Origin of the sequence: Roseomonas gilardii (assembly GCF_001941945.1) — a bacterium.
Taxonomy (GTDB): domain Bacteria; phylum Pseudomonadota; class Alphaproteobacteria; order Acetobacterales; family Acetobacteraceae; genus Roseomonas.
In genome coordinates this window covers 3,906,179-3,929,660 of sequence record NZ_CP015583.1, presented here as the reverse complement: position 1 = coordinate 3,929,660, position 23,482 = coordinate 3,906,179, and the positions used below count along the sequence as shown (strand labels likewise).

Genomic DNA, 23,482 nt, shown 5'->3' with positions numbered 1-23,482 from the left:
AAGCGGCCGCCGGCCTGGCGGGATCTGCACCGGGCGGCCGTGGAACGCTTCCGGCGCGCCCGGACCGGGCAGGGCGCCGGGTGGCGGATCAGGGCAGCAGGCGGGCGAGGGCCTGGGTCAGTTCCTCGGGCGCATAAGGCTTGGCCAGCACCGGCACATTCGCATGCCGGGTCGGCACGCCGGCCTGTCCATAGCCGGAAGCGACCACGAAGGGCACGCCCAGGCCGGTCAGCGCATCGGCGATCGGCTCGGAGGTCTCGCCCGCCAGATTCAGGTCGAGCACGGCGACGTCCGGCCTCTCGGTCTGGATCAGTTGCAGGGCGGCCGCCACGGTCGCCACGGGGCCCAGGACCTGCGCGCCGGCATCGAGCAGCGTATCCTCCACCAGCATCGCAACCAATGTCTCGTCTTCCACGACCAGGACCCGACGTCCCTCCAGTGTGCTCATGCCCGATGCCCGCTCACTTCCGTTTTCGCTCCTGCCTTATAGCCTGGACCGGGCCTGATTGCGATGCACTGCCAGGACATCTCCTTCGCGGCCCCGCCCCGAGGCCGCGCAGGGCGGCTCCCCGGGCGATCCCGCGGCCGGGGCGGAGGGACCGTGCAGGGCGTCCGGTTCAGTCGGCATATTGCCCGGCTTCCTGGATCACCGGCCGCCATTTCGCGATATCGGCCATCCAGTAGTCCCGGTGCGCCTTCGGCGTGGCCATCGCATCGGCCACCGGGGCGGTGCCCAGCTCCGCGAAGCGCGCGACCACATGCGGGTCCTTCAGCGCGGTCCGCAGGGCGTTGGAAAGCCGTTCGTTGACCGCCGCCGGCGTGCCGCGCGGCGTGTAGATGCCGTGCCAGATGGAGACCTCCATGCCCGGCAGCCCGGCCTCCTGCACCGTCGGCAGTTCGGGCAGGGCGGCCAGGCGGTCCTTCGTGGTCACGGCGAAGGCGCGCACGGAGCCGGCCTTGATCTGCTCGGTGGTGTTGGTGGTCTGATCGCACATCACGTCCACCGTGCCGCCCACCAGATCGGTCATCGCCGGGGCGGTGCCGCGATAGGGCACGGTCGTCACCTGCGTGGCGATGGCGCTCTGCCAGAGCAGGCCGCAGAGATGGCTGGCCGCCCCGATTCCGGCATTGGCGAGGTTGATCTTCGTCCCCTCGCGCTTCATCAGCGCCGTCAGCTCGGCCAGCGTGTTCGCGCCGATGTTCTTGCGCGCGATCACCGTCATCGGCACCTCGGTGACGAGGCCCACCGTCTCGAACCCGTTCACCGGGTCATAGGACAGGCGCCGGTACAGGGTCGGCGTCGTGCCCATGCCGATATGGTGCATGAGGATGGCATAGCCGTCCGGCCTGGCCAGGGCGACCCGGGCGGCGCCCAGCGTGCCGCCGGCCCCGCCGACATTCTCGATCACCACCGTCTGCTTCAGGTCGCGCCCCATGGCCTCGGCGACCAGCCGCGCCACCGTGTCGGTCGGGCCGCCGGCGGCGAAGGGCACCGTCATGGTGATCGTGCGGCTGGGATAGGCGTCCTGCGCGGCGGCCGGCAGGGCCAGGAAGGCGGCCGCCAGGGCCAGGGCACAGCGCCGAATCATGTCATTTCCTCCGGATTATAATTTCGTCATCGAAGGATGCGCCGCTGCAAAGGTCAACGACGAAGAAGCCGATTCGGGCTTGCGGAAAAGAGTGTTTTCATTGTTGTTTGGCAACAATTTCCGCCCTGCGCCTACTTCCGGCCCACCGGTGGCGGGCCAGACGGGAAAAGGCCAGACGGGAAAAGGCAGGGTGCTTCCCTGGCGGGGGAAGCGCGCCCGTCAGGCGTCCATCTTCAGGGCGGCGATGAAGGCGCTCTGCGGGATCTCGACCTTGCCGAACTGCCGCATGCGCTTCTTGCCCTCCTTCTGCTTCTCCAGGAGCTTGCGCTTGCGCGAGATGTCGCCGCCATAGCACTTGGCGGTGACGTCCTTGCTCAGCGCGCCGATCGTCTCGCGCGCGATGACGCGGGACCCGATCGCGGCCTGGATGGCGATCTTGAAGAGCTGCTTGGGGATCAGGTCCTTCAGCCGCTCGCAGATCGAGCGCCCGCGCTTCTCCGCCTGGGAACGGTGCGCCATGAAGCTCAGCGCATCCACCGGCTCGTTGTTCACCAGGATGGAGATCTTCACGAGGTCGCTCTCCTCGTAGCCGTCCATCGTGTAGTCGAAGGAGGCATAGCCGCGGGAGATCGACTTCAGCCGGTCATAGAAGTCGAAGACCACCTCGTTCAGCGGCAGCTTGTAGACCGCCATGGCGCGGCTGCCGACATAGGTGAGGTCGATCTGCTGCCCGCGCCGCTCGGAGCAGAGCGCCAGCACGGAACCGAGATACTCGTCGGGGACGAAGATCGTCGCCTTGATCCACGGCTCCTCGATCGTGTCGATCACCGAGCCGTCCGGCATGTCGGCCGGGTTGTGCAGCTCGATCTTCTCGCCGTTCGTCTTGTTGATCTTGTAGACCACGCTGGGCGCGGTCGCGATCAGGTCGAGGTCGAACTCGCGGCTCAGGCGCTCCTGGATGATCTCCAGGTGCAGCAGGCCGAGGAAGCCGCAGCGGAAGCCGAAGCCCAGCGCGGCGGAGGTCTCCGCCTCGTAGTGGAAGGAGGCGTCGTTCAGCCGCAGCTTGGACAGGGATTCGCGCAGCTTCTCGAAATCGTCCGCATCGACGGGGTAGAGGCCGCACCAGACCACGGGGATGGAGGGCTTGAAGCCCGCCAGCGGCTCCGGCGCCGGGTTGCGGTCGTCCGTCACCGTGTCGCCGACATTGGTGTCGGCCACCGTCTTGATGGCGGCGGTGAAGTAGCCCATCTCGCCCGGCCCGAGGCTCTCGACGGTCTGCATCTTCGGCCGGAACACGCCCACCTGGTCGATGATGTGCGTGGTACCGTTGGCCATCATGCGGATCTTCTGGCCGCGGCGCAGATGGCCGTCCTTCACCCGCACCAGGATGATCACGCCGAGATAGGCGTCGTACCAGCTATCCACCAGCAGCGCCTTGGTCGGCGAGTCCGGGTTGCCCTGCGGCGGCGGCAGGCGGGTGACGATGGCCTCCAGCACGCCCTCGATGTTCAGCCCGGTCTTGGCCGAGATCATCACCGCGTCGTCGGCGGGGATGCCGACCACGTCCTCGATCTGCTGCTTCACCCGCTCCGGCTCGGCGGCCGGCAGGTCCACCTTGTTCAGGATGGGGACGATCTCGTGCCCCGCCTCGATGGCCTGATAGACATTGGCCAGGGTCTGCGCCTCGACGCCCTGGGAGGCATCGACCACCAGCAGCGAGCCCTCGCAGGCCGCCAGGGAGCGCGAGACCTCGTAGGCGAAGTCCACATGGCCCGGCGTGTCCATGAGATTCAGCTGGTACAGCTCGCCATCCGCGGCGCGGTAGTCGAGGCGGACCGTCTGCGCCTTGATGGTGATGCCACGCTCGCGCTCCAGCTCCATGTTGTCGAGGACCTGGTTGGTCATCTCGCGGTCGGACAGGGCGCCGGTCTTCTGGATCAGCCGGTCGGCCAGCGTGCTCTTGCCGTGGTCGATATGGGCGATGATCGAGAAGTTGCGGATGCGGGAGAGGGGGGTGTCGGTCATGAAGGGTCCGGCCGGAATGCGGGCATGAGGCGGGTTTTCGGCCGCGCGGGCGTGTTGTCGCCCCTCAGATAAGCCACCCGGCGCCCGGCACCAAGCGCGGAGCGGGCCGATGGCCCCTGTCGCGGGCACATCCCGGCGAAGTGAATATTTTCGATATATCGAATATTGACTGTGAGAGAGTGTTCCCTATTTTCCGATATATCGAAACCCTATCGAGGAAACCCCGATGCGACATTTCTTCTCCCACCGCCGCGACCCCCGTGGCTCTGATCCCCGCTGGCCCGGTCAGGATGGCCGTGGCGAGGCCCGCCGCTTCCACCGCGACTTCGGCGACGGTGAGCGCGGCGGCCGTGGCTCCGGCCCCTTCGGCCGGCATGGCCATCATGGTGGCCGGCATGGTGGCCGTGGCGGCCGCTTCTTCGAGAGCGGCGACCTCCGCCTCGTCCTGTTGCGCCTGATCGCGGAGCGCCCGCGCCATGGCTACGAGCTGATGGAGGAGATCGAGACCCGGCTCGGCGGCGCCTACCGCCCCAGCCCAGGCACGATCTACCCGACCCTGACCTTGCTGGAGGAACTCGGCCAGATCGCCGTTTCCGCCACCGAGGGCGCCAAGAAGCTCTATGCCGTCACCCCGGAGGGCGAGCGCGTCCTGGCCGAACAGAAGGCGGAAGCGGATGCACTCTTCGCCCGCATGGATGCGGCCGGCGGCGAGGCTCCCGCGGCCGGCAAGTTGCAGATCCTCCGTGCCATGCATAACCTCAAGCTCGCCCTGCGGCTGCGTCTCGGTCGCGGCAACCTCTCCGAGGAACAGCTCCGCCGCATCGTGGAGGCCATCGACGCCACCGCGACACGGATCGAGCGGGAATAAGGACCACAGCCATGGACACGGGCATGGAGAAGGCCCCGGCGCGGGTGGCGCGCCGGGTCCGCCACGAGCTTCGCTTCCGCCAGCTCGACGTGACGCGGGTGGAGGACATCACGCCGGCCATGCGCCGGATCACCCTGGCGGGGCCGGATCTCGCCGGCTTCACCAGCCTCTCCTTCGACGACCATATGAAGCTCTTCTTCCCCGAGCCCGGCGCCCCGTTGGCGCTGCCGGTGGCGGGGCCGAACGGCGTCGTCTTCCCCGAGGGCCAGCCGCGCCCGCCCGCGCGCGACTACACCCCGCGCCGCTACGACGAGGCGGCGGGGATTCTGGAGATCGACTTCGCCCTGCACGAGAACGGGCCGGCGACGGACTGGGCCAGCCGCGCCAAGCCCGGCGACCGCATCGGCCTCGGCGGCCCGCGCGGTTCCTTCGTGATCCCCATGGACTTCGACTGGCACCTGCTGGTCGGCGACGAGACCGCCCTGCCCGCGATCGGCCGCCGCCTGGAAGAACTGCCCGAGGGCAGCCATGCCCTGGTCATCGCCGAGGTGGCCGGGCCAGCGGAAGAGCAGGTCTGGCGGAGCCAGGCGAAGCTCGACTTGCGCTGGGTCCATCGCGGCCGCGTGCCGCCGGGCCAGGGCAGCGGGCTGGAGGAGGCGCTGCGCGCCCTGACCCTGCCGGATGGCGAAGGCTATGCCTGGGTCGCCTGCGAATCCCTGGTCGCCAAGCGCCTGCGCCAGATCCTGGTGGAGCGGCACGGCCTGCCCAAGGAACGTATCAAGGCCGCCGGATACTGGAAGCTCGGTGCCGCCGGGGCACACGAGACGCATAACGACTGATGCCGGGGGCGCCGGTTGTGGCGCTTCACCTCCGGCCTTGCCCTCCCCCCGGCCCCCATCCGCCAGGAGCCGGTGGCTCCTGGACCTGCCAGGAGCTGGCGCCCGCTGTGGCCGGATCGCGCCGGAGAGTGATGCTCTCCGGCGACGGCCGGTGCCGCCCGTGCGGACAAGGCGTCTTCTTCTTCGGGAGCCCCACCGATCCACCTGTTCCCGGGGATCAGGCATCAGCCTCACGGCCACCACCAGCGCCAACGAAAGCCCGGGGTCCGGGGACCGGCTTCGGTCCCCGGCGGAGTGGGGGCTTGGGGGCGAGGCGGAGCCTTGCCCCCGGCGGCCGGACAGGGGCACGGCCTCCTCATCCTTCCGGAAAGAGCAACCCCTCAACGGCCCCGAAGAGGCGTTGCGCGGGCGGGGAAAGAGGGCGTTCGCGCAACCGGATCAGGCCGAAGGGCTCCACGGCGAGGTGTGGCACGTCGCGCAGGGGCGGCAGGCGGCGGAACTGGCCTTTCGGCGCGAAGATATTGGCGACGGAGCCGCTGATGACGCCGACCGCGTCGCTGCGGGACAGGTTCGCCAGGGTCAGCAGCACCGAGGAGGTGTTGAGCATCCGCCCCGGCAGGGGCAGGCCCAGGCGCAGGAAGAGCAGGTCCACCCGCCGGCGCAGCAGCGTGCCCGGCGGCTGCAGCACCCAGGGCAGGTCCAGCAGATCGCGCAGCGCCAGCCCCCGCCGGTGCAGCAGCGGGTGCCCCGCCCGCACCAGGAAGCAGAGCTCCTCCTCCGCCGCCTCGCGATAAAGGATGGCATCCGGCGCCATCTCCGGCGGCAGCCGGGCCAGCACGAAATCCAGCCGCCCCTCCAGCAGATGCGCCACCAGCGGCGCGCTGGTGTCCACCTCCACCGTGATCTGCAACCCGGGGCTGCTGCGCTGCACCGCCTCCACGGCACGGCTCAGGATATCCACCGCCGGGCCGGTCACCGCGCCCACCGCGACGGCGCCGCCCAGCCCGCCGCGCAGGCTGTTCATCTCCGCCGCCGCCTGGGTCAGGTCCATCAGCACCGTCCGGGCGCGCCGGGCCAGCACCTCCCCCAGCGCGTTCGGCACCAGGCCGCGCGGGCGGCGAAGGAAGGCCGGCTCGCCCACGATCCGCTCGATCTCGGCCAGCAGGCGGGAGGCGGCGGGCTGGGTGATGCCGAGCGCCTCGGCAGTGCGGTTCAGGTTCCGGGTCTCGTCCAGCGAGGCCAGGAGCTGCAGGTGCCGCAGCTTCAGCCGGAAGCGCGCGAACCAGTCCGGCGGCAGGGGCGCGGGGGAGGGGGTGGCCATCCGGCAGGCATACCATTTCCGGTATCGATTCCGCCCGTCTTGGCATTGGACTTGTTCTGCCCTGCTCCCTATCCCTGTCGTCCAAGGAATCGCGCCCCCGGCATGAACCGACATCCCGGAGCAGAGGCGCGGCCAGGAGGAAGGGTTCGCATGGATCCCCGAAGCACCGTGCCGGAGACGGCCGCGCAGACGCTCCCCATCGGGGCCGGGCCCCGCCCCGGCCGCGAGGCTGCCAGCCCGCCAACGTTCTGCCGCGTGGCGCGGGGCTGAAGCGGGGCGCCCGGGCAACTTCCCGCCCGGCACACAGAGGAATTGCCGGCAGGCAGGCGCCGCCGGCCAGGACGTCAGGAATTCAAGATGGACGAGAAGCCCGAGGGCAAGGGTCTGCGCAGCCGGGAATGGTTCGCGCGCCAGGACAAGATGGGGTTCTACTACCGCTCCTGGCTGCGCAACCGGGGCCTGCCCGACGACCAGTTCGACGGCCGCCCGGTGGTGGGCATCTGCAACACCTGGTCGGAGCTGACGCCCTGCAACGGGCATTTCCGCACCATCGCCGAGCATGTGCGCCACGGCATCCTGGAGGCCGGCGGCTATCCGCTGGAATTCCCGGTGCTGAGCCTGGGCGAGACGCAGATGCGCCCGACCGCCATGCTCTACCGCAACCTCGCCTCGATGGATGTGGAGGAGGCGCTGCGCGCCAACCCGCTGGACGGCGTGGTGCTGCTGATGGGCTGCGACAAGACCACCCCGGCGCTGCTGATGGGTGCGGCCAGCGTGGACCTGCCGACCATCGGCGTTTCCGGCGGCCCGATGCTGAGCGGGCATTACCGCGGCCAGAAGATCGGCTCCGGCACCAACACCATCTCGATGAGCGAGCAGCTCCGCGCCGGCGAGATCACGCTGCGCCAGTTCCATGAGGCCGAGGGCGCCATGTCGCGCTCCGCCGGCTCCTGCATGACCATGGGCACGGCCTCCACCATGGCCTCGATGGTCGAGGCGCTGGGCATCGGCCTGCCCACCAACGCCGCCATCCCGGCGCCGGATGCGCGGCGCAACCAGCTCGCGCGGCTCGCCGGGCGGCGGATCGTGGAGATGGTGCGCGAGGACATGCGCATGTCGAAGATCCTGACGCGGCAGGCCTTCGAGAACGCGATCCGCACCCTGGCGGCGATCGGCGGTTCCACCAACGCGGTGGTGCACCTGCTGGCCATCGCCGGGCGGCTGGGCATCCCGCTGACGCTGGAGGATTTCGACCGGCTGGCAAGCGAGGTGAACTGCCTCGTGAACCTCAAGCCCTCCGGCGAGCACCTGATGGAGGATTTCTACTACGCCGGCGGCCTGCCCGTGGTGCTGCGGGAGCTGGTGGAGCGCGGGTTGCTGCATGCCGATGCGGTCACCGCCAATGGCCGCACCCTGGCGGAGAACGTGGCGGAGGCCGAGTGCTGGAACCGCGACGTCATCCACAGCTATGACGCGCCGTTCAAGCCGCATGCCGGCATCGCCATCCTGCGCGGCAACCTCTGCCCGGACGGCGCGGTGATCAAGCCTTCCGCCGCCTCGCCGCACCTGTTGCAGCACACCGGCCGCGCCGTGGTCTTCGAAAGCATCGAGGACCTGCACCACCGCATCAACGACGAGGATCTCGACATCGACGAGACCTGCATCATGGTGCTGAAGTATTGCGGGCCGAAGGGCTATCCCGGCATGGCCGAGGTCGGCAACATGCCGCTGCCGCCCAAGCTGCTGCGCCAGGGCGTGCGCGACATGATCCGCATCTCCGACGCCCGCATGTCCGGCACCGCCTATGGCACCGTCGTGCTGCATGTGGCGCCGGAGGCCATGGCGGGCGGCAACCTCGCCCTGGTCGAGAACGGCGACATGATCACCCTCGACGTCGCGGCGCGCAGCCTGAACCTGCACGTGTCCGACGAGGTGCTGGCGGCGCGCCGGGCCGCCTGGGTGCCGCCGGAAACGCCGCTCGCCAAGCGGGGCTACACGAAGATGTATGTCGAGCACGTGCTGCAGGCGGACAAGGGCGTCGATCTCGACTTCCTCGTCGGCAACAGCGGCTCGCCCGTCGCCCGTGACAACCATTGAAGCCCGGGAGAGAACATCCATGACCAGGTCCCACGCCTATCGCGGCGTCTTCCCCGTCGCCCCGACCGTGTTCGACGAGAACGGGCGCCTCGACCTCGACGGCCAGCGCCGGGCCATCGACTTCATGATCGATGCCGGCTCGCACGGCCTCTGCATCCTGGCCAACTTCTCCGAGCAGTTCGTGCTGACGGACGAGGAGCGCGACCAGGTGATGCGGGCGGTGCTGGAGCATGTCGCCGGCCGCGTGCCGGTGATCGTGACCACCACGCATTTCGGCAGCGAGATCTGTGCCGAGCGCTCGAAGCGGGCGCAGGACATGGGCGCGGCCATGGTGATGGTCATGCCGCCCTATCACGGTGCGACCTTCCGCGTTGCCGAGCCCGGGATCCACGAGTTCTTCCGGCGTGTCTCGGATGCCATCCGCATCCCCATCATGATCCAGGACGCGCCGGTGGCGGGCACGCCGCTTTCCGCCGAGTTCCTGGCCCGGATGGCGCGCGAGATCCCCAATGTCGCCTATTTCAAGATCGAGGTGCCGCAGGCCGCCGCCAAGCTGCGCCGGCTGATCGAGATCGGCGGCGACGCGATCATCGGCCCCTGGGATGGCGAGGAGGCGATCACCCTGATGGCCGACCTCGATGCCGGGGCCACCGGGGCGATGACCGGCGGCGGCTACCCCGACGGCATCCGCCAGATCATGGACCCGTGGGAGGCCGGGCGGCGGGAGGAGGCGATGGACGCCTACGCCCGCTGGCTGCCGCTGATCAATTATGAGAATCGCCAGTGCGGGCTGGTGGCGTGCAAGTCGCTGATGAAGGAAGGTGGCGTCATTCGCTCCGAGGCGGTGCGCCACCCGCTGATGCCGCTGCATCCGGCCACGCGCGCGGGGCTGATCGAGATCGCACGGCGGCTCGACCCGCTGGTGCTGCGCTGGGGCCGCTAGAACGGGGCCAGCAGGAAGGGGGGAGGCGATGCATGGGTGAGATCCGGCTGGGGCTGGTCGGGCTGGGCAAGATCGCGCGCGACCAGCACCTGCCCGCCATCGCGGCCACGCCGGGCATCGCCCTGGCGGGCATCGCCAGCCGCCATGCCGGGCTGCCGGATCTTCCCTCCTTCGCGACGCTGGAGGAGTTGCTGGCCTCCGGCACGCCCATCGATGCGGTGGCGCTCTGCACGCCGCCGCAGGGGCGGCACGAACTGGCGGCCCAGGCGCTGGCTGCCGGCAAGCACGTGCTGCTGGAAAAGCCCCCCGGCGCCACGCTGGCCGAGATCGGCCCTCTGGAGGAGACGGCGCGGCGGAAGGGGCTGACGCTCTTCGCCACTTGGCATTCCCGCTTCGCCCCGGCGGTGGAGCCACTGCGCGAGCGCCTCACCGGCCAGCGCATGCGCTCCCTGCTGATCCAGTGGAAGGAGGATGTGCGCGTCTGGCATCCCGGCCAGGAATGGATCTGGGAGCCGGGCGGGCTCGGCGTCTTCGATCCGGGGATCAACGCGCTTTCCATCCTCACCCGCATCCTGCCCTTTCCGGTCTTCCTGACGGAAGCGGCGCTTTCCTTCCCCGCCAACCGCGCGGCGCCGATCGCGGCCGCGCTGCGCTTCGGCGCGGAGCAGGACGGCGATTTCCGCGCCGAGTTCGACTGGCGCCAGACCGGGCCGCAGAGCTGGGACATCCATCTGGAGACGGAGGCGGAGCGCCTGACCCTTTCCCATGGCGGCGCCCGGCTGGAACGGAATGGTGACTTGCTGCTGGAGGCGCCGGAGGCCGAATATCGGGGCATCTACCGGCATTTCGTCGATTTAATCCGGGCGGCTGCCTGCGACGTGGACCTCTCCCCTATGATCCATGTCGCGGATGCCTTCATGCTGGGACGACGGATCACCGTGGAGGCGTTTCACGAGGCCTGAGAGCCCCCGGAAGCACCCCCCGCGGACCGGCGAATCCGCGGAAGCGGCCCATAACGATAAAAGTGAGGAAATGATGAAGCGCAGAACCCTGATGACCGCCTCCGTGGCCATGCTCGGCGCCACCGGCCTCACCGCCGGGCTGGCCATGCCGGCCCATGCGCAGAAGAAGGGAAATGTGGGCATCGCCATGCCCACCAAATCCTCCACCCGCTGGATCCAGGACGGCGACAACATCGTCAAGGTGCTGAAGGAGCGGGGCTACACCACCGACCTGCAATACGCCGACGACGACATTCCCAATCAGCTCTCGCAGATCGAGAACATGCTGACCAAGGGCGCCAAGGTCCTGGTCATCGCCTCGATCGACGGCACCACCCTCTCCGACGTGCTGAGCCAGGCGGCCGCCGCCGGCACCAAGGTCATCGCCTATGACCGGCTGATCCGCGGCTCAAAGAACGTGGACTACTACGCCACCTTCGACAACTTCCAGGTCGGCGTGCTCCAGGCGCAGTCCATCGAATCCGCGCTGAAGCTGAAGGACGGTGCCGGCCCCTTCAACATCGAGCTCTTCGGCGGCTCGCCCGACGACAACAACGCCTACTTCTTCTACAACGGCGCGATGTCGGTGCTGCAGCCCTACATCGACAGCAAGAAGCTGGTGGTGCCGAGCGGCCAGATGGGCATGGACAAGGTCTCCATCCTGCGCTGGGACCCGGCCACGGCGCAGTCGCGCATGGACAACCTGCTGAGCGCCTTCTACACCGACCGCCGCCTGAACGCCGTTCTCTCGCCCTATGACGGGCTCTCGATCGGCATCCTCTCCTCGCTCAAGGGCGTCGGCTATGGCAGCGGCAACATGCCCATGCCCGTGGTTTCCGGCCAGGATGCCGAGATCCCCTCGGTGAAGTCGATCCTGGCGGGCGAGCAGTATTCCACGATCTTCAAGGACACGCGGGAGCTCGCCAAGGTCACGGCCGACATGGTCGATGCCGTGCTCTCCGGTCAGGAGGTCAAGGTGAACGACACCAAGAGCTACAACAACGGCGTCAAGGTCGTGCCGTCCTACCTGCTCAAGCCGGTGATCGTGGACAAGAGCAACTGGGAACAGGTGCTGGTCGGCAGCGGCTACTACAAAAAGCAGGAGATCGTCTGACCTCCGGCACGGGGCGCCCCCTCGCGGCGCGCCCCGCATCCGGTCATGGGGCTGAAACCGGAGGACGGCGATGGAACCCATCCTGGAAATGCGCGGCATCACCAAGCGCTTCGGCGTGGTGCGGGCGCTGAACAACGTCAACCTCACCGTCATGCCCGCCGAGATCCATGCGCTGGTGGGCGAGAACGGTGCCGGCAAGTCCACCCTGATGAAGGTGCTGAGCGGCGTCTATCCGCATGGCAGCTACGAGGGCGAGATCATCTATGACGGGCGGGCCCGTCAGTTCCGCGACATCAACGACTCCGAGGCGCTCGGGATCATCATCATCCACCAGGAACTCGCGCTGGTGCCGCTGATGTCGATCGCCGAGAACATCTTCCTGGCCAATGCGCCCACCCGCTTCGGCGTGATCGACCGGAGTGAGGTGTACCGCCGCACCCGGGCGCTGCTGGCCAAGGTCGGGCTGACGGATTCGCCCGACACGCTGGTCACCGATATCGGCGTCGGCAAGCAGCAGCTCGTGGAGATCGCCAAGGCGCTGTCCAAGGAGGTGCGCCTTCTGATCCTGGACGAACCCACCGCCAGCCTGAACGAGCGCGACAGCCAGGCGCTGCTGGACCTGCTGATGGAGTTCCGGGCGCAGGGCATCGCCTCCATCCTGATCTCGCACAAGCTGAACGAGATCTCGACCGTCGCCGACCGCATCACCGTGCTGCGCGACGGCCAGACGGTGGAAACGATGGATTGCCGCGAGGCACCGGTGGAAGAGGACCACATCATCCGCCGGATGGTGGACCGCGACCTGGAGAGCCGCTACCCGCACCACACACCGCGGATCGGGGAGGAGATCTTCCGCGTCGAGGACTGGTCCGTGGACCATCCGCTGCATCCCGGCCGCAAGGTGGTGAAGGATGTGAGCTTCCACGTCCGGCGCGGCGAGATCGTGGGCATCGCCGGGCTGATGGGCGCCGGGCGGACGGAATTCGCCATGAGCGTCTTCGGCCGCTCCTATGGCCGCAACATCACCGGCCGCGCCTTCCTGCAAGGGCGGGGGGTGGACCTGTCCACCGTCCGCCGCGCCATCGACGCCGGCCTCGCCTATGTGACCGAGGACCGCAAGCAGCTCGGCCTGCTGCTGGACGAGGATATCCGCAAGAACATCACCCTCGCCAACCTGCCCGCCGTCGCCAGCCGGTCCGTGATCGACGACATCCGGGAGCTGAAGGTGGCGCAGGAATTCCGCGCGCGGATGCGGATCCGCTGCTCCAGCGTCTATCAGGAAACCGGCAAGCTCTCGGGCGGCAACCAGCAGAAGGTCGTGCTGTCCAAGTGGCTCTTCTCGGGGCCGGAGGTGCTGATCCTCGACGAGCCGACCCGCGGCATCGATGTCGGCGCCAAGTACGAGATCTACCAGATCATCCAGGAGCTGGCCGACAGCGGCAAGGGCGTGATCGTCATCTCCTCCGAGATGCCGGAGCTGCTTGGCATCTGCGACCGCATCTGCGTGATGAACGAGGGGCGCTTCGTCGGCGAGTTTCCGGCCGCCGAGGCGTCCCAGGAGCGGATCATGCGGGCCATCGTGAACAACCGCGCCCTCCGCCCGGAACCCATGGGAGAAACGGTGCCATGAGCGAACAGGCCACTTTTCCCGGCCCGCCGCCGGCGCGGACGGGCCATGCCAGCCTGGTGAAGGAAAGCCTGCGCAGCTACGGCATGCTGCTCTCGCTCTTCGCCATCATGCTGTTCTTCCAGGTGATGACCGACGGCACGCTGCTGCGGCCGCTGAACCTCACCAACCTCGTTCTGCAGAACAGCTACATCGTCATCATGGCGCTCGGCATGCTGATGGTGATCGTCACCGGCCATATCGACCTCTCGGTCGGCTCGGTGGCGGGGTTCATCGGCGCCCTTTCCGCCGTGTTGATCGTACAGTTCGGCATCCCCTTCGTGCCGGCGGCGCTGATCTGCCTGGTGGCCGGCGGCATCATCGGCGGGATGCAGGGCTGGTTCGTCGCCTATCTGAGGATCCCCTCCTTCATCGTCACCCTGGCCGGGATGCTGGTCTTCAAGGGGCTGATGCTTTCCGTGCTGGGCGGCAAGTCGGTCGGCCCCTTCCCGGTGGAGTTCCAGCGCCTCTCCTCCGGCTTCATCCCGGAATTCCTCGGCCAGCAGGGCGGCGTCTACCTGACCTCGCTCCTGCTCGGCGTGGTCATGGCGCTGGCCATGGTCTGGTTCGCCTGGCGTGGCCGGCTGCGGCAGCAGGGCCACGGGGTGGAGGTCGAGCCCATGCCCTTCTTCGCGGTGAAGAACCTCGTCATCGCGGGCATGACCATCTACCTGACCTTCCTGATCGCCTCCCATCGCGGCCTGCCCAACGTGCTGCTGATCATGCTGGTGCTGATCGCGCTCTACGCCTTCGTCACCAACCGGACGATCGTCGGGCGGCAGATCTACGCGGTCGGCGGCAACGAGAAGGCGGCCAAGCTGTCCGGCGTGAAGACGGAGCGGCTGACCTTCCTCACCTTCGTCAACATGGGCATGCTGGCGGCACTGGCCGGGCTGATCTTCACCGCCCGCCTGAACACCGCGACGCCCAAGGCGGGGCTCGGCTTCGAGCTGGACGTGATCGCCGCCTGCTTCATCGGCGGAGCCTCCGCCTATGGCGGCGTGGGCAAGGTGGTCGGCGCGGTGATCGGCGCGTTGATCATGGGCGTGATGAACAACGGCATGTCCATCCTGGGCATCGGCATCGACTACCAGCAGGTGATCAAGGGCATCGTCCTGCTCGGCGCCGTTTGCGTGGATGTGTACAACCAGCGGCGATAGCGTTCGGCGTCGCTCCGTCCCCGGGGGACAAGGCTCCGCCTTTTCCCCCGGACCCCCTTATCCGCCAGGACGCTTCGCGCCCTGGACCCCATTCGCTGGCACTCGCTGCGGCTGGATCGCGCCGGAGAGCATGGCTCTCCGGCGACTGTGGGCGCCACGAGCGCGGACAGGGTGTTTGCTTTTTTCGGGGAGCCCCACTGATCCACCTGCTCCCCGGGGATCAGGTGCTGGACTGACGGCCAACACAGGCACCAACGAAAGCCCGGGGTCCGGGGACCGGCTTCGGTCCCCGGCGGAGAGGGTGTGGGAGAGGCGGCGCCTCTCCCACGGCGGGCCACCACGCAGCGCGCCGCAGGAACAGCCGGGGAAGCGGCGTCAGCCTTCCGCGGCCGCGATCACCTGCTTCGCCGCGGCGACCGCGCGGCGGACGCGTTCCTCGGCCCCCACCGTCTTCGCCAGTTCCAGCGTCGGGATCTCCAGGCTGACGGGAATGTCCGCCGGCATGGCGCGGGTCAGCGCCACGAGGTCGATCCCGCCATCGCCGGGGAAGCGGCGCTCGGCACGGGCGGTGTGGAGCAGTTCCTCGGTGGTCCAGTCCTGCCAGTTCCGCCCGCCCGGCGCGTCGCACATCTGCCAGTAGTGCATCCGGTGGCGCAGCAGCTTCGCCACATCCTCCAGCGTGCTGTTGGAACGGTCGAAGTGCAGCGCATCCACCAGCACGCCGCCATTGGGCTGTCCTGCCTTCTCCACGACGCGGATCGCGGTGGGCAGGTCCGGCACCTGGGTCCAGGGCATGAACTCCAGGTCGCCGGTCAGGCCGAAGGGCGCGGCCTCCTGGCAGAAGCGGGCGAAGCTGTCGATCAGCCGCGCCTCGTCGGGGTCGTAGCCGGCGACGAGCACGTTCTTCGCCCCCAACTCCGCCCCGGCCTCGAAGAAGGGCCGCAGTGCCGCGATATCCGTGTCCGGCCGCAGCATGACGATCTCCAGATCGGCCACCTTGACGCCGGTGTCGCGGATGCGGGCCAGCGTGTCCCGCATCAGGGGCTTGTCGTCCATCAGCGGATAGGCGGCGGCCCCCGGCGCGACGGGGATCAGCCGCAGCCCGACAAGGGCGCAGCCGGTGGCGGCGGCCACGTCGATCATGGCCGGCGGCGCCAGTTCCAACGCGGTGAGCGCGGCGAGGGAGAAGACGCGTTCCATCGCGGCGGGTCTCAGCGCAGCGGCGAGATGGGCAGCGGCAGCCCGATGGTGGAGCGCATGTCGGTGGTCAGCCAGGCCGGCCCGCCCTTGGGCGGCCAGACGCCGTCCGTCACGGTCTGCGCGCGCACGGCGGCGCGGTCGTTCAGGCTCTTGAACGGCCAGATATGGGTGAAGCGCGGCGCACCGTCGAGCGCGTACATCGCGATGGTCAGCGGCGAGTACTTCACGCGCGCGGGAATGGCCGCCTCCCAGGCCGCGATCGTCGGCTCGACGCCGCCGGTCTTCAGCACATAGGTGCGGATCTCATAGACCGGGCCGTACTCGCCGGGCTCGACCGGCGGCAGGAAGGGGAAGGGCGCATAGCCGTCCAGGGTCATGCCGTTCAGCACCTCGGCGGCGCCGAAGGGATTGGCGGCGCGCAGGGTGCGCTCCCGCTCCTTCGCGGCATCCTCGGCCGTGTCGAAGCCGCGCAGGATCAGCACCTGGTTCAGCGGGCCGATCTCCGTGGCCCAGCAGCCGAGCAGCCTGCCGGCGCCCTCGCGGCAGAAGCCCTCGATGCCCGGCGCGGCCTTGGCCGCCCCGCCCAGGGCCGTGTTGAGGGTCGCGATCTCGTAGCGTTGCATCATCGTCTCCTTGTCTGGATCGTCCTGCCGGGCCGGTGGGAATCCCCGCCGCGCCCATCTCCCCTTCAGGCAGCCGCGCTGTCCGCCTGCTGCGCCGGGCGCGGGGCGAAGAGGCGGGAGGCGCGGCTGGCCTCGCCCATCTCCGCCGCCGCCGCCAGCAGGTCGGGCGCCAGCGCGTGCAGCCGCGCTTCCGTCATCCGCACCGAGGGGCCGGCGAGGCTCAGCGTGCCGATCACCGCGCCGCTTTCCGGCTGGCGGATCACCGCGGCCACGGCGGCGGTGCCGGGGGCGGAGCCCTCCGCCATGATGGCATAGCCCTGGCGGCGTGCCTGGGAGAGCTGTTCCAGCAGCGCCTGCACCGTGCGCGGCGCGCCGGGCCCCATCCGGGCCGGGTCGCCGAAGCCGCCATGCCCGATCTCCTGCCGCGCCACCAGCGCCAGCGCCGCCTCGTCGCTCATGCTGGCGAGCCAGGCCTGTCCGTTGGCGGTGGGAGCCAGCATGGCCTGGGCGCCGTCATCCGGGTCATAGCGCAGCCCGTCCCGTGCTCCCTGCGCCTTGGCCACCCAGGTCAGGCTCGTGCCGTCGGTGATGCCGAGGCGGCAGAGCTCGCCGCTGCGCCGCGCCAGGCCGTCCAGGATGGGCTGCGCCACATCCGGGATGCCGTTGCGGGCGAGATAGGTGAGGCCCAGCGAGACCAGCCGGATGGTCAGGCTGTAGGGGCCGCCCTCCCGCTCCTGCCGCACATAGCCCTCGCGGATCAGCTCGTTCAGCAGGCGGTGCGCGGCGCTGCGCGGGATCTGCAGCCGGTCCGCCAGCATGTGCAGCGGCAGGCCCTCCGCCTGCAGCGCCAGTTGTTCCAGCAGGCGCAGGCTGCGGTCGAGAACGGCCGTCATCGCCGCGGTCTCCGTCGCCGCGCCGCGCCGCTCATGCCGCGTCCAGCGTATAGGCGGGCCGCACCGCCTCGCCCGTGGCGGCGGAACGGGGCACGGCCAGCGTCGCCGCCAGCGTGGCGGCACCGTCCCGCCCGGACACGAGCGGCGCTTCCTCGCGCCGGATCACGCGCAGGAAGTGGTGCATCTGTTCCACCAGCGGGTCGCGCGCCTCGACCTCCAGGGCCTCGCGCTCCAGCTTCTGGTCCCAGCCGCGCTGGCCGGGATAGCGCCACAGCGCCAGGCGCGGCATCTCCAGCGACGCCTCGGTGCCGCAAAGCCGGTAGGCATTGGCCTCGTGGGGCGGGAAGGTGGGGTTCTCGCCCGCCGTCTGGTCCCAGCACCAGGGCGAGGGCACGGCGTCGGACAGGGTGATGGTGCAGAGCGCGCCGCTGCGGAAGCGCAGGATCACCGCCGCCGTATCCTCGACGGGAAAGCCGCGCGCGGTGTTGCCGGTCACGGCCTGCACCGTCTCGATCTCGCCGCAGAGGAAGCGGAGCGCATCGATGTCGTGGACGATGTTGATCAGCACCGGCCCGCCGCCCGGCTCGCGGCGCCAGGCGACGTTGTAGTAGGGGTCAGGCTTCAGCACCATGGAATCGGCGCTGATCGCCACCAGCCTGCCGAGCCCGCCGCCGCGCAGGATCTCCCGCGCCCGGCGCGTCACCGGGTTGTGGCGGCGGAAATGCCCGACCAGCAGCGGCACGTCGGCCTCCTCGGCCTCCTTCGCCACGGCGAGGGCGAGGTCGAGATCCTCGGCGAGCGGCTTCTCGATCAGCATGGCGGTGCGGCGTGCGATGCAGGCGCGCGCGCCGGGAACATGCAGCGTGTTCGGCGTGGCGATGACGGCGCCATCCGGACGGACCGTGTCGAGCATCGCCTCGGCCTCGGCGAAATGCGGCACGCCCAGCGAGGCGGCCAGCTCGGCGCCGGCCGGCGTGGGATCGACGATGGCGGCGAGCCGCCCCTGCTCCGCCGGCAGCCCGGCCAGGATGCGGATATGGGCGCGGCCGATGACCCCGGCTCCGATAACGGCAACGGATGGCATGGATGTCCTCTCCCCATGGACTTATCGGTTTTGCTGCCTATTCTGATATCGCGTTCAGAATTGGAATTCAATTCCAAATTTTACCGACCGGCTTGGACCCTGCCAGGATGGGCGCCATGGGCCTGACCGGGGCCGGCCGTCGCGGCCACCCCGGTGCCGGGAAGCGGACCGGGTCAATGGCCGGCGACAAGCGGATGGAAGAGGAGCGGAGAGCATGGAAATCCTGACGCAGCACGGGCTGCGCATGCCCAATCTGGGCTTCGGCACCTGGCCGATGACGGGCGCGGAGTGCGAGGCCGCGGTGAAGCAGGCGCTGGAACTTGGCTACCGCCATCTCGACACGGCGGAGCGCTACGAGAACGAGGATGCGGTGGGCGCCGGCCTCGCATCCTCCGGCGTGGCGCGCGGCGACGTGCACCTGACCACCAAGGTCTGGTGGGACCATCTGTCGCCGCAGGCGATGAACGAGGCCATGGCGCGCAGCCTGGAGAAGCTGCGGACCGACTACGTGGACCTCTACCTGATCCACTGGCCGGCGAAGGACTGGGACCTGCCGCGCACCATCGAGGCGCTGGTCCGGCTGAAGGACGAAGGCAAGGCACGCCAGATCGGCGTGGCGAACTTCCCGCGCCCGCTGCTGCGCCAGGTGGTCGAGGAGCTGAAGGCGCCGATCGCCTGCCTGCAGGTCGAGTACCATGTGACGCTCGGCCAGACGAAACTGCTGGACTATGCGCGGAAGCACGACATCGCGCTCACCGCCTACAGCCCGCTGGCCCGCAACAAGGTGGCGGAGATCCCGGAGATCCAGGCCATCGCGAAGAAGCACGGCGCCACCCCGGCGCAGGTCGCGCTGAAATGGCTGCTGGACCAGGAGGGCGTCTCGGCGGTGCCCAAGGCCGCCAGCCGCGCCAACCAGCAGGCCAACCTGGATTCGCTGAAGCTGAAGCTGGACGACGAGGACCGCGCCGCCATCGCGCGCCTGCCCAAGGACCAGCGGATGGTCAGCCCGGACTTCGCGCCGGACTGGAGCGACGGGCCGGAGGCCTGAGGTCCGGCGCGGCGGGGAGGGTGCTCCTCCCCGCCGCGCATCGGTTCAGGCCGCTTCCCGCCGCACCATGCGGAACAGCAGCTTGTGCTCGGCGGGATAAGCCAGGGCATCCTGCAGCGTCGGGTAGTAGTCGCTGCACTTCCCCGCCGGCACGAAGCCGTCATAGCCGAAGCGCCGCACAGAGACGTCGAAGCCCGCCCCGGCGAAAGCCGCCGCATAATCCTCCGGCGAGCGGTCCTGCACCGGCGCCTGGGTGATGCCGCCGATCAACTCGCGCCAGGCGGGCCAGAGCGGCATCGCCGTGTGGCAGCCGGTCACGGCATAGTACACGCCGCCGGGGCGCAGCGCCGCATGCATGCCGGCGGCATGCGCCGCGAGGTCCGGCAGCAGGTAGACGACCTCGTAGCTGAAGGCGATGTCGAAGCTGTCCCGCCAGGGCGAGAGATCCGTTGCCACGGCGAAGTCCAGCGGCGCGAGCCCCTTGAGGGCCTGGGCCGCCGCGACGGAATCCTCCGCGATATCGACGCCCAGCCCGTGCCGGAACGGCTTCAGCGCATGCAGCAGCCGCAGGAAGCCGCCGCGGTTGCAGCCGAAATCCAGCACGTCGCGCGTCGAGAGGTCGGTCTCGGGCACGATGTCGATGAAGTGACGCCAGAGGGGGCGGTGCCCTTCCTCCATCGCCGCCTCCCGCGACGTGTCCCGGTACCAGGTGCCATAGGTCCTGTCGCTCATGTCCCCGCTCTCCCTCAGTCGATGATCGCCTGATAGGTCAGCACCCGCAGCTCCCGCCGCAGCGGATAGGCCGAGGACGGCATGAGCTGGGTCAGCAGGATCACCGCCATCTCCTCCGCCGGATCGACCCAGAAGGCGGTGCTGGCCGCGCCGCCCCAGGCGCATTCCCCCGGCGTGCCCAGGATCTGCGCCCGCGCCGGATCGAGCATCACGGAGAAGCCCAGGCCGAAGCCGACGCCCTCATAGGTGCTTTCGGAAAACCGGGGCTGCCCCATCGCCGCCATGTCGCCGCGCAGGTGGTTGGTCATCATCAGCTCCACCGTCTTGCGGCCGAGCAGGCGGGTGCCGTCCAGCTCCCCCTTGTTCAACAGAAAGCGGCAGAAGCGCGCATAGTCGCCCACGGTCGAGACCAGCCCGCCGCCGCCGGAGCAGATCCGGCGCGGGTGGCCGAAAAGGCTGTCCCGCGGGTCCTCCAGCAGCGCGACGCCACCCTTGTCGCCGCGCCGGTAGTTGGCGGCGAAGCGCGGCAGCTTCGCCTCCGGCACGTGGAAATCCGTGTCCTCCATGTCGAGCGGCGCGATGACGCGCTCCCGCAGGAAATCGCCGAAATCCCGGCCGGAGATGACGGCCACCAGATGTCCCAGCACATCCGTGGCGATGGAGTAGTTCCATTCCCGCCCCGGCTGCGCCAGCAGCGGCAGCGAGGCCGCGATCTCCACCACCTCCCCCAGGCTGCGCTCGGAGGTCTGGAAGTCCACGCCCCGTTCCCGGTACAGGGCATCGACCATGTTGGCGTGCATCATGCCGTAGGTCAGCCCGGAGGTATGCGTCAGCAGGTCGCGGAAGGTGATGTCGCGTTCCGCCGGCACGGTCTCGTAGCTGCCCCGGCTGCCGGTGGTGAAGACCCGCATGTCCCGGAAGCACGGCAGGAAGCGCGTGACCGGATCGTCGAGCTGGAAGCGCCCTTCCTCGTAGAGCATCATGATGGCCACGCTGGTGAGCGGCTTGGTCATCGAATAGATGCGCAGGATGCTGTCCGGCGCCATCGGCACGCCCCGCGCGACGTCGGCGAGCCCCGAGCAGCCCAGATGCGCCACCCGCCCGCGCCGCATCACCAGCGTGGTGGCCCCGGCCAGCCTGTCGTCCCGCACCTGCGCCTCCCGCCAGGCGTCCACACGCGCCAGCCGCTCGCCGGAGAGCCCGACCTCCTCGGGGCAATCGGTCATCCTGTCCGTCATGCGCTGGCACTCCATGTCGCGAGGGGCGGCAGGGTGGCAGAGGATGCCCGGGCACGGAAAGACCCTCCGCCCCGGGGTGATCCGGCGTCGCTCTGTGGCCCGGGGGACAAGGCTCCGCCTTTTCCCCCCGGAACCCCCTTATCCGCCAGGACGCTGCGCGCCCTGGACCCCATTCGTTGGTTCCCGCTGCGGCCGGATCGCGCCGGAGAGCCATGCTCTCCGGCGGACTGCCGGTGCCACCAGCACGGACACGGTGTGTTCCTTCTTTTTCGGGAACCCCGCTGATCCACCTGCACACAAGGGATCAGGCGTCAGGCCAACGGCCACCACAAGCGCCCACGAGAGCCCGGGGTCTGGGGACCGGCTTCGGTCCCCAGCGGAGTGGGGGTCTCGGGGGCGAGGCGGAGCCTTGCCCCCGGGGGCTGCCACGCAGCGCAGCGGCAAGACGGGCCCGCCCCCCGATCAGGTCCGCACGCGATAGGGCACCACGCCGCGTTCCAGGCTGCCCACGTCGATCGACTGGCTGGCAGGCGGCACGGCGCGGTGGCGGCAGTCGGTGCGTTCGCAGGCGCGGCAGCCGGGGCCGATCGGGTCGTGGAAGCCCGGGTCGCGCAGGTCGAGGCCGGTCGCATAGACGGTGCGGCCGGCATAGTCGATCTCGCAGCCGATCACGACGGCGACGTTGCGCGGGCGGCTGAGATAGGCGCCGCCGCCGCGCCCCACGGTGCGGGCGATGCTGAGATAGGCGACGCCGTCCGGCGTCCGCGCCACCTGCACCAGCACGCGGCCGGGCTGGGTGAAGGTGCGGTACACGTTCCAGAGCGGGCAGGGGCCGCCGAAGCGCGCGAAGCGGAAGCGCGTGGCGCTGCTGCGCTTCAGCACATTGCCGGCGATGTCGGTCTTGACCAGGAAGAAGGGGATGCCGGGACGGCCCGGCCGCTGGAGCGTGCTGAGCCGGTGGCAGACCTGCTCGAAGCTGGCACCGAAACGCGTCTGCAACTGCTCGATGTCATAGCGCAGCAGCTCGGCTTCGCGCAGGAAGGGCTCGTAGGGCATCAGCAGCGCCCCGGCGAAATAGTTGGCCAGCCCGATCCGCGCCAGGGCGCGCGCCTCGGCGCTGGCGAGGCCGGCAGCGCGGATCTCGGCCAGGATCAGCCCGCGCTGGTCCAGCAGGGCGACCACATGCGCCATCCAGAAGAGCCGGCTGGCCGGGGCGGCCTCCTTGGCGAGGAGGAGCTGCCCCTCCCGCCTTTGCAGCCGCCAGACCGTGCCCTGGGCCAGCAGGCCCGGCACCTCGGCGATGGCGATCCCGTGCCGGTCGCGCAGGTGGCGGGCCAGATGCTCCTGGGTGATGACGCCATCGGGGCTCAGCCGTTCCGCCAGCGCCTCGGCGGCGCGGTCCAGCCGGTCGAAGTGGTTGTTGCGCGACTGCACCCAGTCCCCGACATCGTCATAGGGGAAATGCGGCACGGCGGCGAAATCCTCGCCGGTCTCCCCGCCGGATTCCCCGCCGGCTTCCCTCCTGGCGGCGATGCGGTCGTGCAGCTCCTGGTGCTGCTCGCTCAGGGCCAGATAGGCGCGGTACAGGGTGAGGAAGCGGTCCGCCACCTCCGGCGCGGCGCGCACCGCCGCCCGGGCCTCCTCCGGCGAAACGGTGCCCTTGCCGAAGAGCGCGTCGCCGCAAGCCTCGCGCAGGTTGTCGGCGAGGCGTTCGTCCCGCTCCTCGCCGAACAGCCCTTCCGGCACGCCCAGCCGTTCCGCCGCGCGGCGGCGCAGCCGGGCGGTGAGGGGGCGCTGGTCCGCCTCCATCTGGCTCAGATAGCTGGGCGAGATGCCGAGCCGTTCCGCCAGCGCCGCCTGGCTCAGCCCGCGCCCCAGGCGCAGCCGCCGCAGCCGGTCGCCAGCGAAGATCTTCCTGTCCTGCCGTTGCGGGGCCTTCACAGACTTCACAAACCATCCGCCGGGAATGGCACGATTATGCCGAAAGCCGGGCTGACCTCCCAGGGGCGTCATGACAAACTTCGCAAAATACCAGGGAGTG

20 protein-coding genes are annotated in these 23,482 nt (G+C 69.5%); 9 read left to right on the top strand and 11 right to left on the bottom strand.

Features of this window, described 5'->3' with window-relative positions; genetic code table 11:
- Positions 1-88: 88 nt before the first annotated feature.
- The 3 genes from RGI145_RS17770 to lepA all read right to left on the bottom strand — a co-directional run bounded on the left by RGI145_RS17770 (position 89) and on the right by lepA (position 3,614).
- On the bottom strand, positions 89-448 hold the full coding sequence (locus RGI145_RS17770) for a response regulator (RefSeq protein ID WP_027281898.1): 360 nt from the start codon (positions 446-448) through the stop codon (positions 89-91).
- 169 nt (positions 449-617) lie between these two features.
- On the bottom strand, positions 618-1,589 hold the full coding sequence (locus RGI145_RS17765) for a tripartite tricarboxylate transporter substrate-binding protein (RefSeq protein ID WP_075799419.1): 972 nt from the start codon (positions 1,587-1,589) through the stop codon (positions 618-620).
- A 219-nt stretch (positions 1,590-1,808) separates the two neighbouring features.
- A complete protein-coding gene (lepA, locus tag RGI145_RS17760) occupies positions 1,809-3,614 on the bottom strand; it encodes a translation elongation factor 4 (protein WP_075799418.1) in 1,806 nt (601 codons plus the stop codon).
- 226 nt (positions 3,615-3,840) lie between these two features.
- On the opposite strand from lepA, the gene RGI145_RS17755 reads away from it, so the two are divergent.
- Both RGI145_RS17755 and RGI145_RS17750 read left to right on the top strand, forming a co-directional pair.
- Positions 3,841-4,482 (top strand): PadR family transcriptional regulator, encoded by a 642-nt coding sequence (locus RGI145_RS17755; RefSeq protein ID WP_027281901.1) that lies wholly within the window; start codon positions 3,841-3,843, stop codon positions 4,480-4,482.
- An 11-nt stretch (positions 4,483-4,493) separates the two neighbouring features.
- Entirely contained in the window at positions 4,494-5,321 is an 828-nt protein-coding gene (locus RGI145_RS17750; protein ID WP_083670905.1) for a siderophore-interacting protein, read from the top strand.
- Between the two features lie 355 nt (positions 5,322-5,676).
- Here the strand turns inward: RGI145_RS17750 and RGI145_RS17745 are convergent, their stop codons facing one another.
- Entirely contained in the window at positions 5,677-6,642 is a 966-nt protein-coding gene (locus RGI145_RS17745; RefSeq protein WP_075799417.1) for a LysR family transcriptional regulator, read from the bottom strand.
- A 357-nt stretch (positions 6,643-6,999) separates the two neighbouring features.
- On the opposite strand from RGI145_RS17745, the gene RGI145_RS17740 reads away from it, so the two are divergent.
- The 6 genes from RGI145_RS17740 (at position 7,000) to mmsB (ending at position 14,623) form a co-directional block, all read left to right on the top strand.
- Positions 7,000-8,739, top strand: a complete 1,740-nt coding sequence (locus tag RGI145_RS17740; protein WP_075799416.1) for an IlvD/Edd family dehydratase — start codon at positions 7,000-7,002, stop codon at positions 8,737-8,739.
- Between the two features lie 19 nt (positions 8,740-8,758).
- Positions 8,759-9,682 carry a dihydrodipicolinate synthase family protein gene (locus RGI145_RS17735; protein WP_075799415.1) on the top strand — a complete coding sequence of 308 codons (924 nt, stop codon included), beginning with the start codon at positions 8,759-8,761 and terminating at the stop codon, positions 9,680-9,682.
- A 32-nt stretch (positions 9,683-9,714) separates the two neighbouring features.
- Positions 9,715-10,644, top strand: a complete 930-nt coding sequence (locus RGI145_RS17730; protein WP_075799414.1) for a Gfo/Idh/MocA family protein — start codon at positions 9,715-9,717, stop codon at positions 10,642-10,644.
- Positions 10,645-10,717: 73 nt separating this feature from the next.
- Positions 10,718-11,797 (top strand): multiple monosaccharide ABC transporter substrate-binding protein, encoded by a 1,080-nt coding sequence (chvE, locus tag RGI145_RS17725; RefSeq protein WP_269466553.1) that lies wholly within the window; start codon positions 10,718-10,720, stop codon positions 11,795-11,797.
- Positions 11,798-11,867: 70 nt separating this feature from the next.
- Positions 11,868-13,427 carry a multiple monosaccharide ABC transporter ATP-binding protein gene (gene mmsA / locus RGI145_RS17720; protein ID WP_075799412.1) on the top strand — a complete coding sequence of 520 codons (1,560 nt, stop codon included), beginning with the start codon at positions 11,868-11,870 and terminating at the stop codon, positions 13,425-13,427.
- On the top strand, positions 13,424-14,623 hold the full coding sequence (mmsB, locus tag RGI145_RS17715; RefSeq protein ID WP_075799411.1) for a multiple monosaccharide ABC transporter permease: 1,200 nt from the start codon (positions 13,424-13,426) through the stop codon (positions 14,621-14,623). Before mmsA ends, mmsB begins: the two co-directional genes overlap by 4 nt.
- 375 nt (positions 14,624-14,998) lie before the next feature.
- Here the strand turns inward: mmsB and RGI145_RS17710 are convergent, their stop codons facing one another.
- The 4 genes from RGI145_RS17710 to RGI145_RS17695 form a co-directional block, all read right to left on the bottom strand.
- Positions 14,999-15,823 carry a sugar phosphate isomerase/epimerase family protein gene (locus tag RGI145_RS17710; protein ID WP_075799410.1) on the bottom strand — a complete coding sequence of 275 codons (825 nt, stop codon included), beginning with the start codon at positions 15,821-15,823 and terminating at the stop codon, positions 14,999-15,001.
- A gap of 11 nt (positions 15,824-15,834) precedes the next feature.
- Entirely contained in the window at positions 15,835-16,449 is a 615-nt protein-coding gene (locus tag RGI145_RS17705) for an NIPSNAP family protein (RefSeq protein ID WP_208863893.1), read from the bottom strand.
- 62 nt (positions 16,450-16,511) lie between these two features.
- Entirely contained in the window at positions 16,512-17,339 is an 828-nt protein-coding gene (locus RGI145_RS17700) for an IclR family transcriptional regulator (protein WP_075799409.1), read from the bottom strand.
- 31 nt (positions 17,340-17,370) lie between these two features.
- The gene (locus RGI145_RS17695; RefSeq protein WP_075799408.1) at positions 17,371-18,423 is read right to left on the bottom strand and encodes a Gfo/Idh/MocA family protein; all 1,053 of its coding nucleotides are present in this window, start codon (positions 18,421-18,423) and stop codon (positions 17,371-17,373) included.
- A gap of 214 nt (positions 18,424-18,637) precedes the next feature.
- Here RGI145_RS17695 and RGI145_RS17690 point away from each other — a divergent pair, with 214 nt between their 5' ends.
- Positions 18,638-19,471: an aldo/keto reductase gene (locus RGI145_RS17690; protein WP_075799407.1), complete on the top strand. Its 834-nt coding sequence runs from the start codon at positions 18,638-18,640 to the stop codon at positions 19,469-19,471.
- Positions 19,472-19,516: 45 nt separating this feature from the next.
- Here the strand turns inward: RGI145_RS17690 and RGI145_RS17685 are convergent, their stop codons facing one another.
- From RGI145_RS17685 to RGI145_RS17675, 3 genes are all read right to left on the bottom strand, one after another.
- Complete coding sequence (locus RGI145_RS17685; RefSeq protein WP_075799406.1) at positions 19,517-20,203, bottom strand: class I SAM-dependent methyltransferase; 687 nt, start codon at positions 20,201-20,203, stop codon at positions 19,517-19,519.
- 14 nt (positions 20,204-20,217) lie between these two features.
- A complete protein-coding gene (locus RGI145_RS17680; RefSeq protein ID WP_083670902.1) occupies positions 20,218-21,441 on the bottom strand; it encodes a serine hydrolase domain-containing protein in 1,224 nt (407 codons plus the stop codon).
- Positions 21,442-21,903: 462 nt separating this feature from the next.
- Positions 21,904-23,391, bottom strand: a complete 1,488-nt coding sequence (locus tag RGI145_RS17675) for a helix-turn-helix domain-containing protein (RefSeq protein ID WP_083670899.1) — start codon at positions 23,389-23,391, stop codon at positions 21,904-21,906.
- Positions 23,392-23,482: the final 91 nt, after the last annotated feature.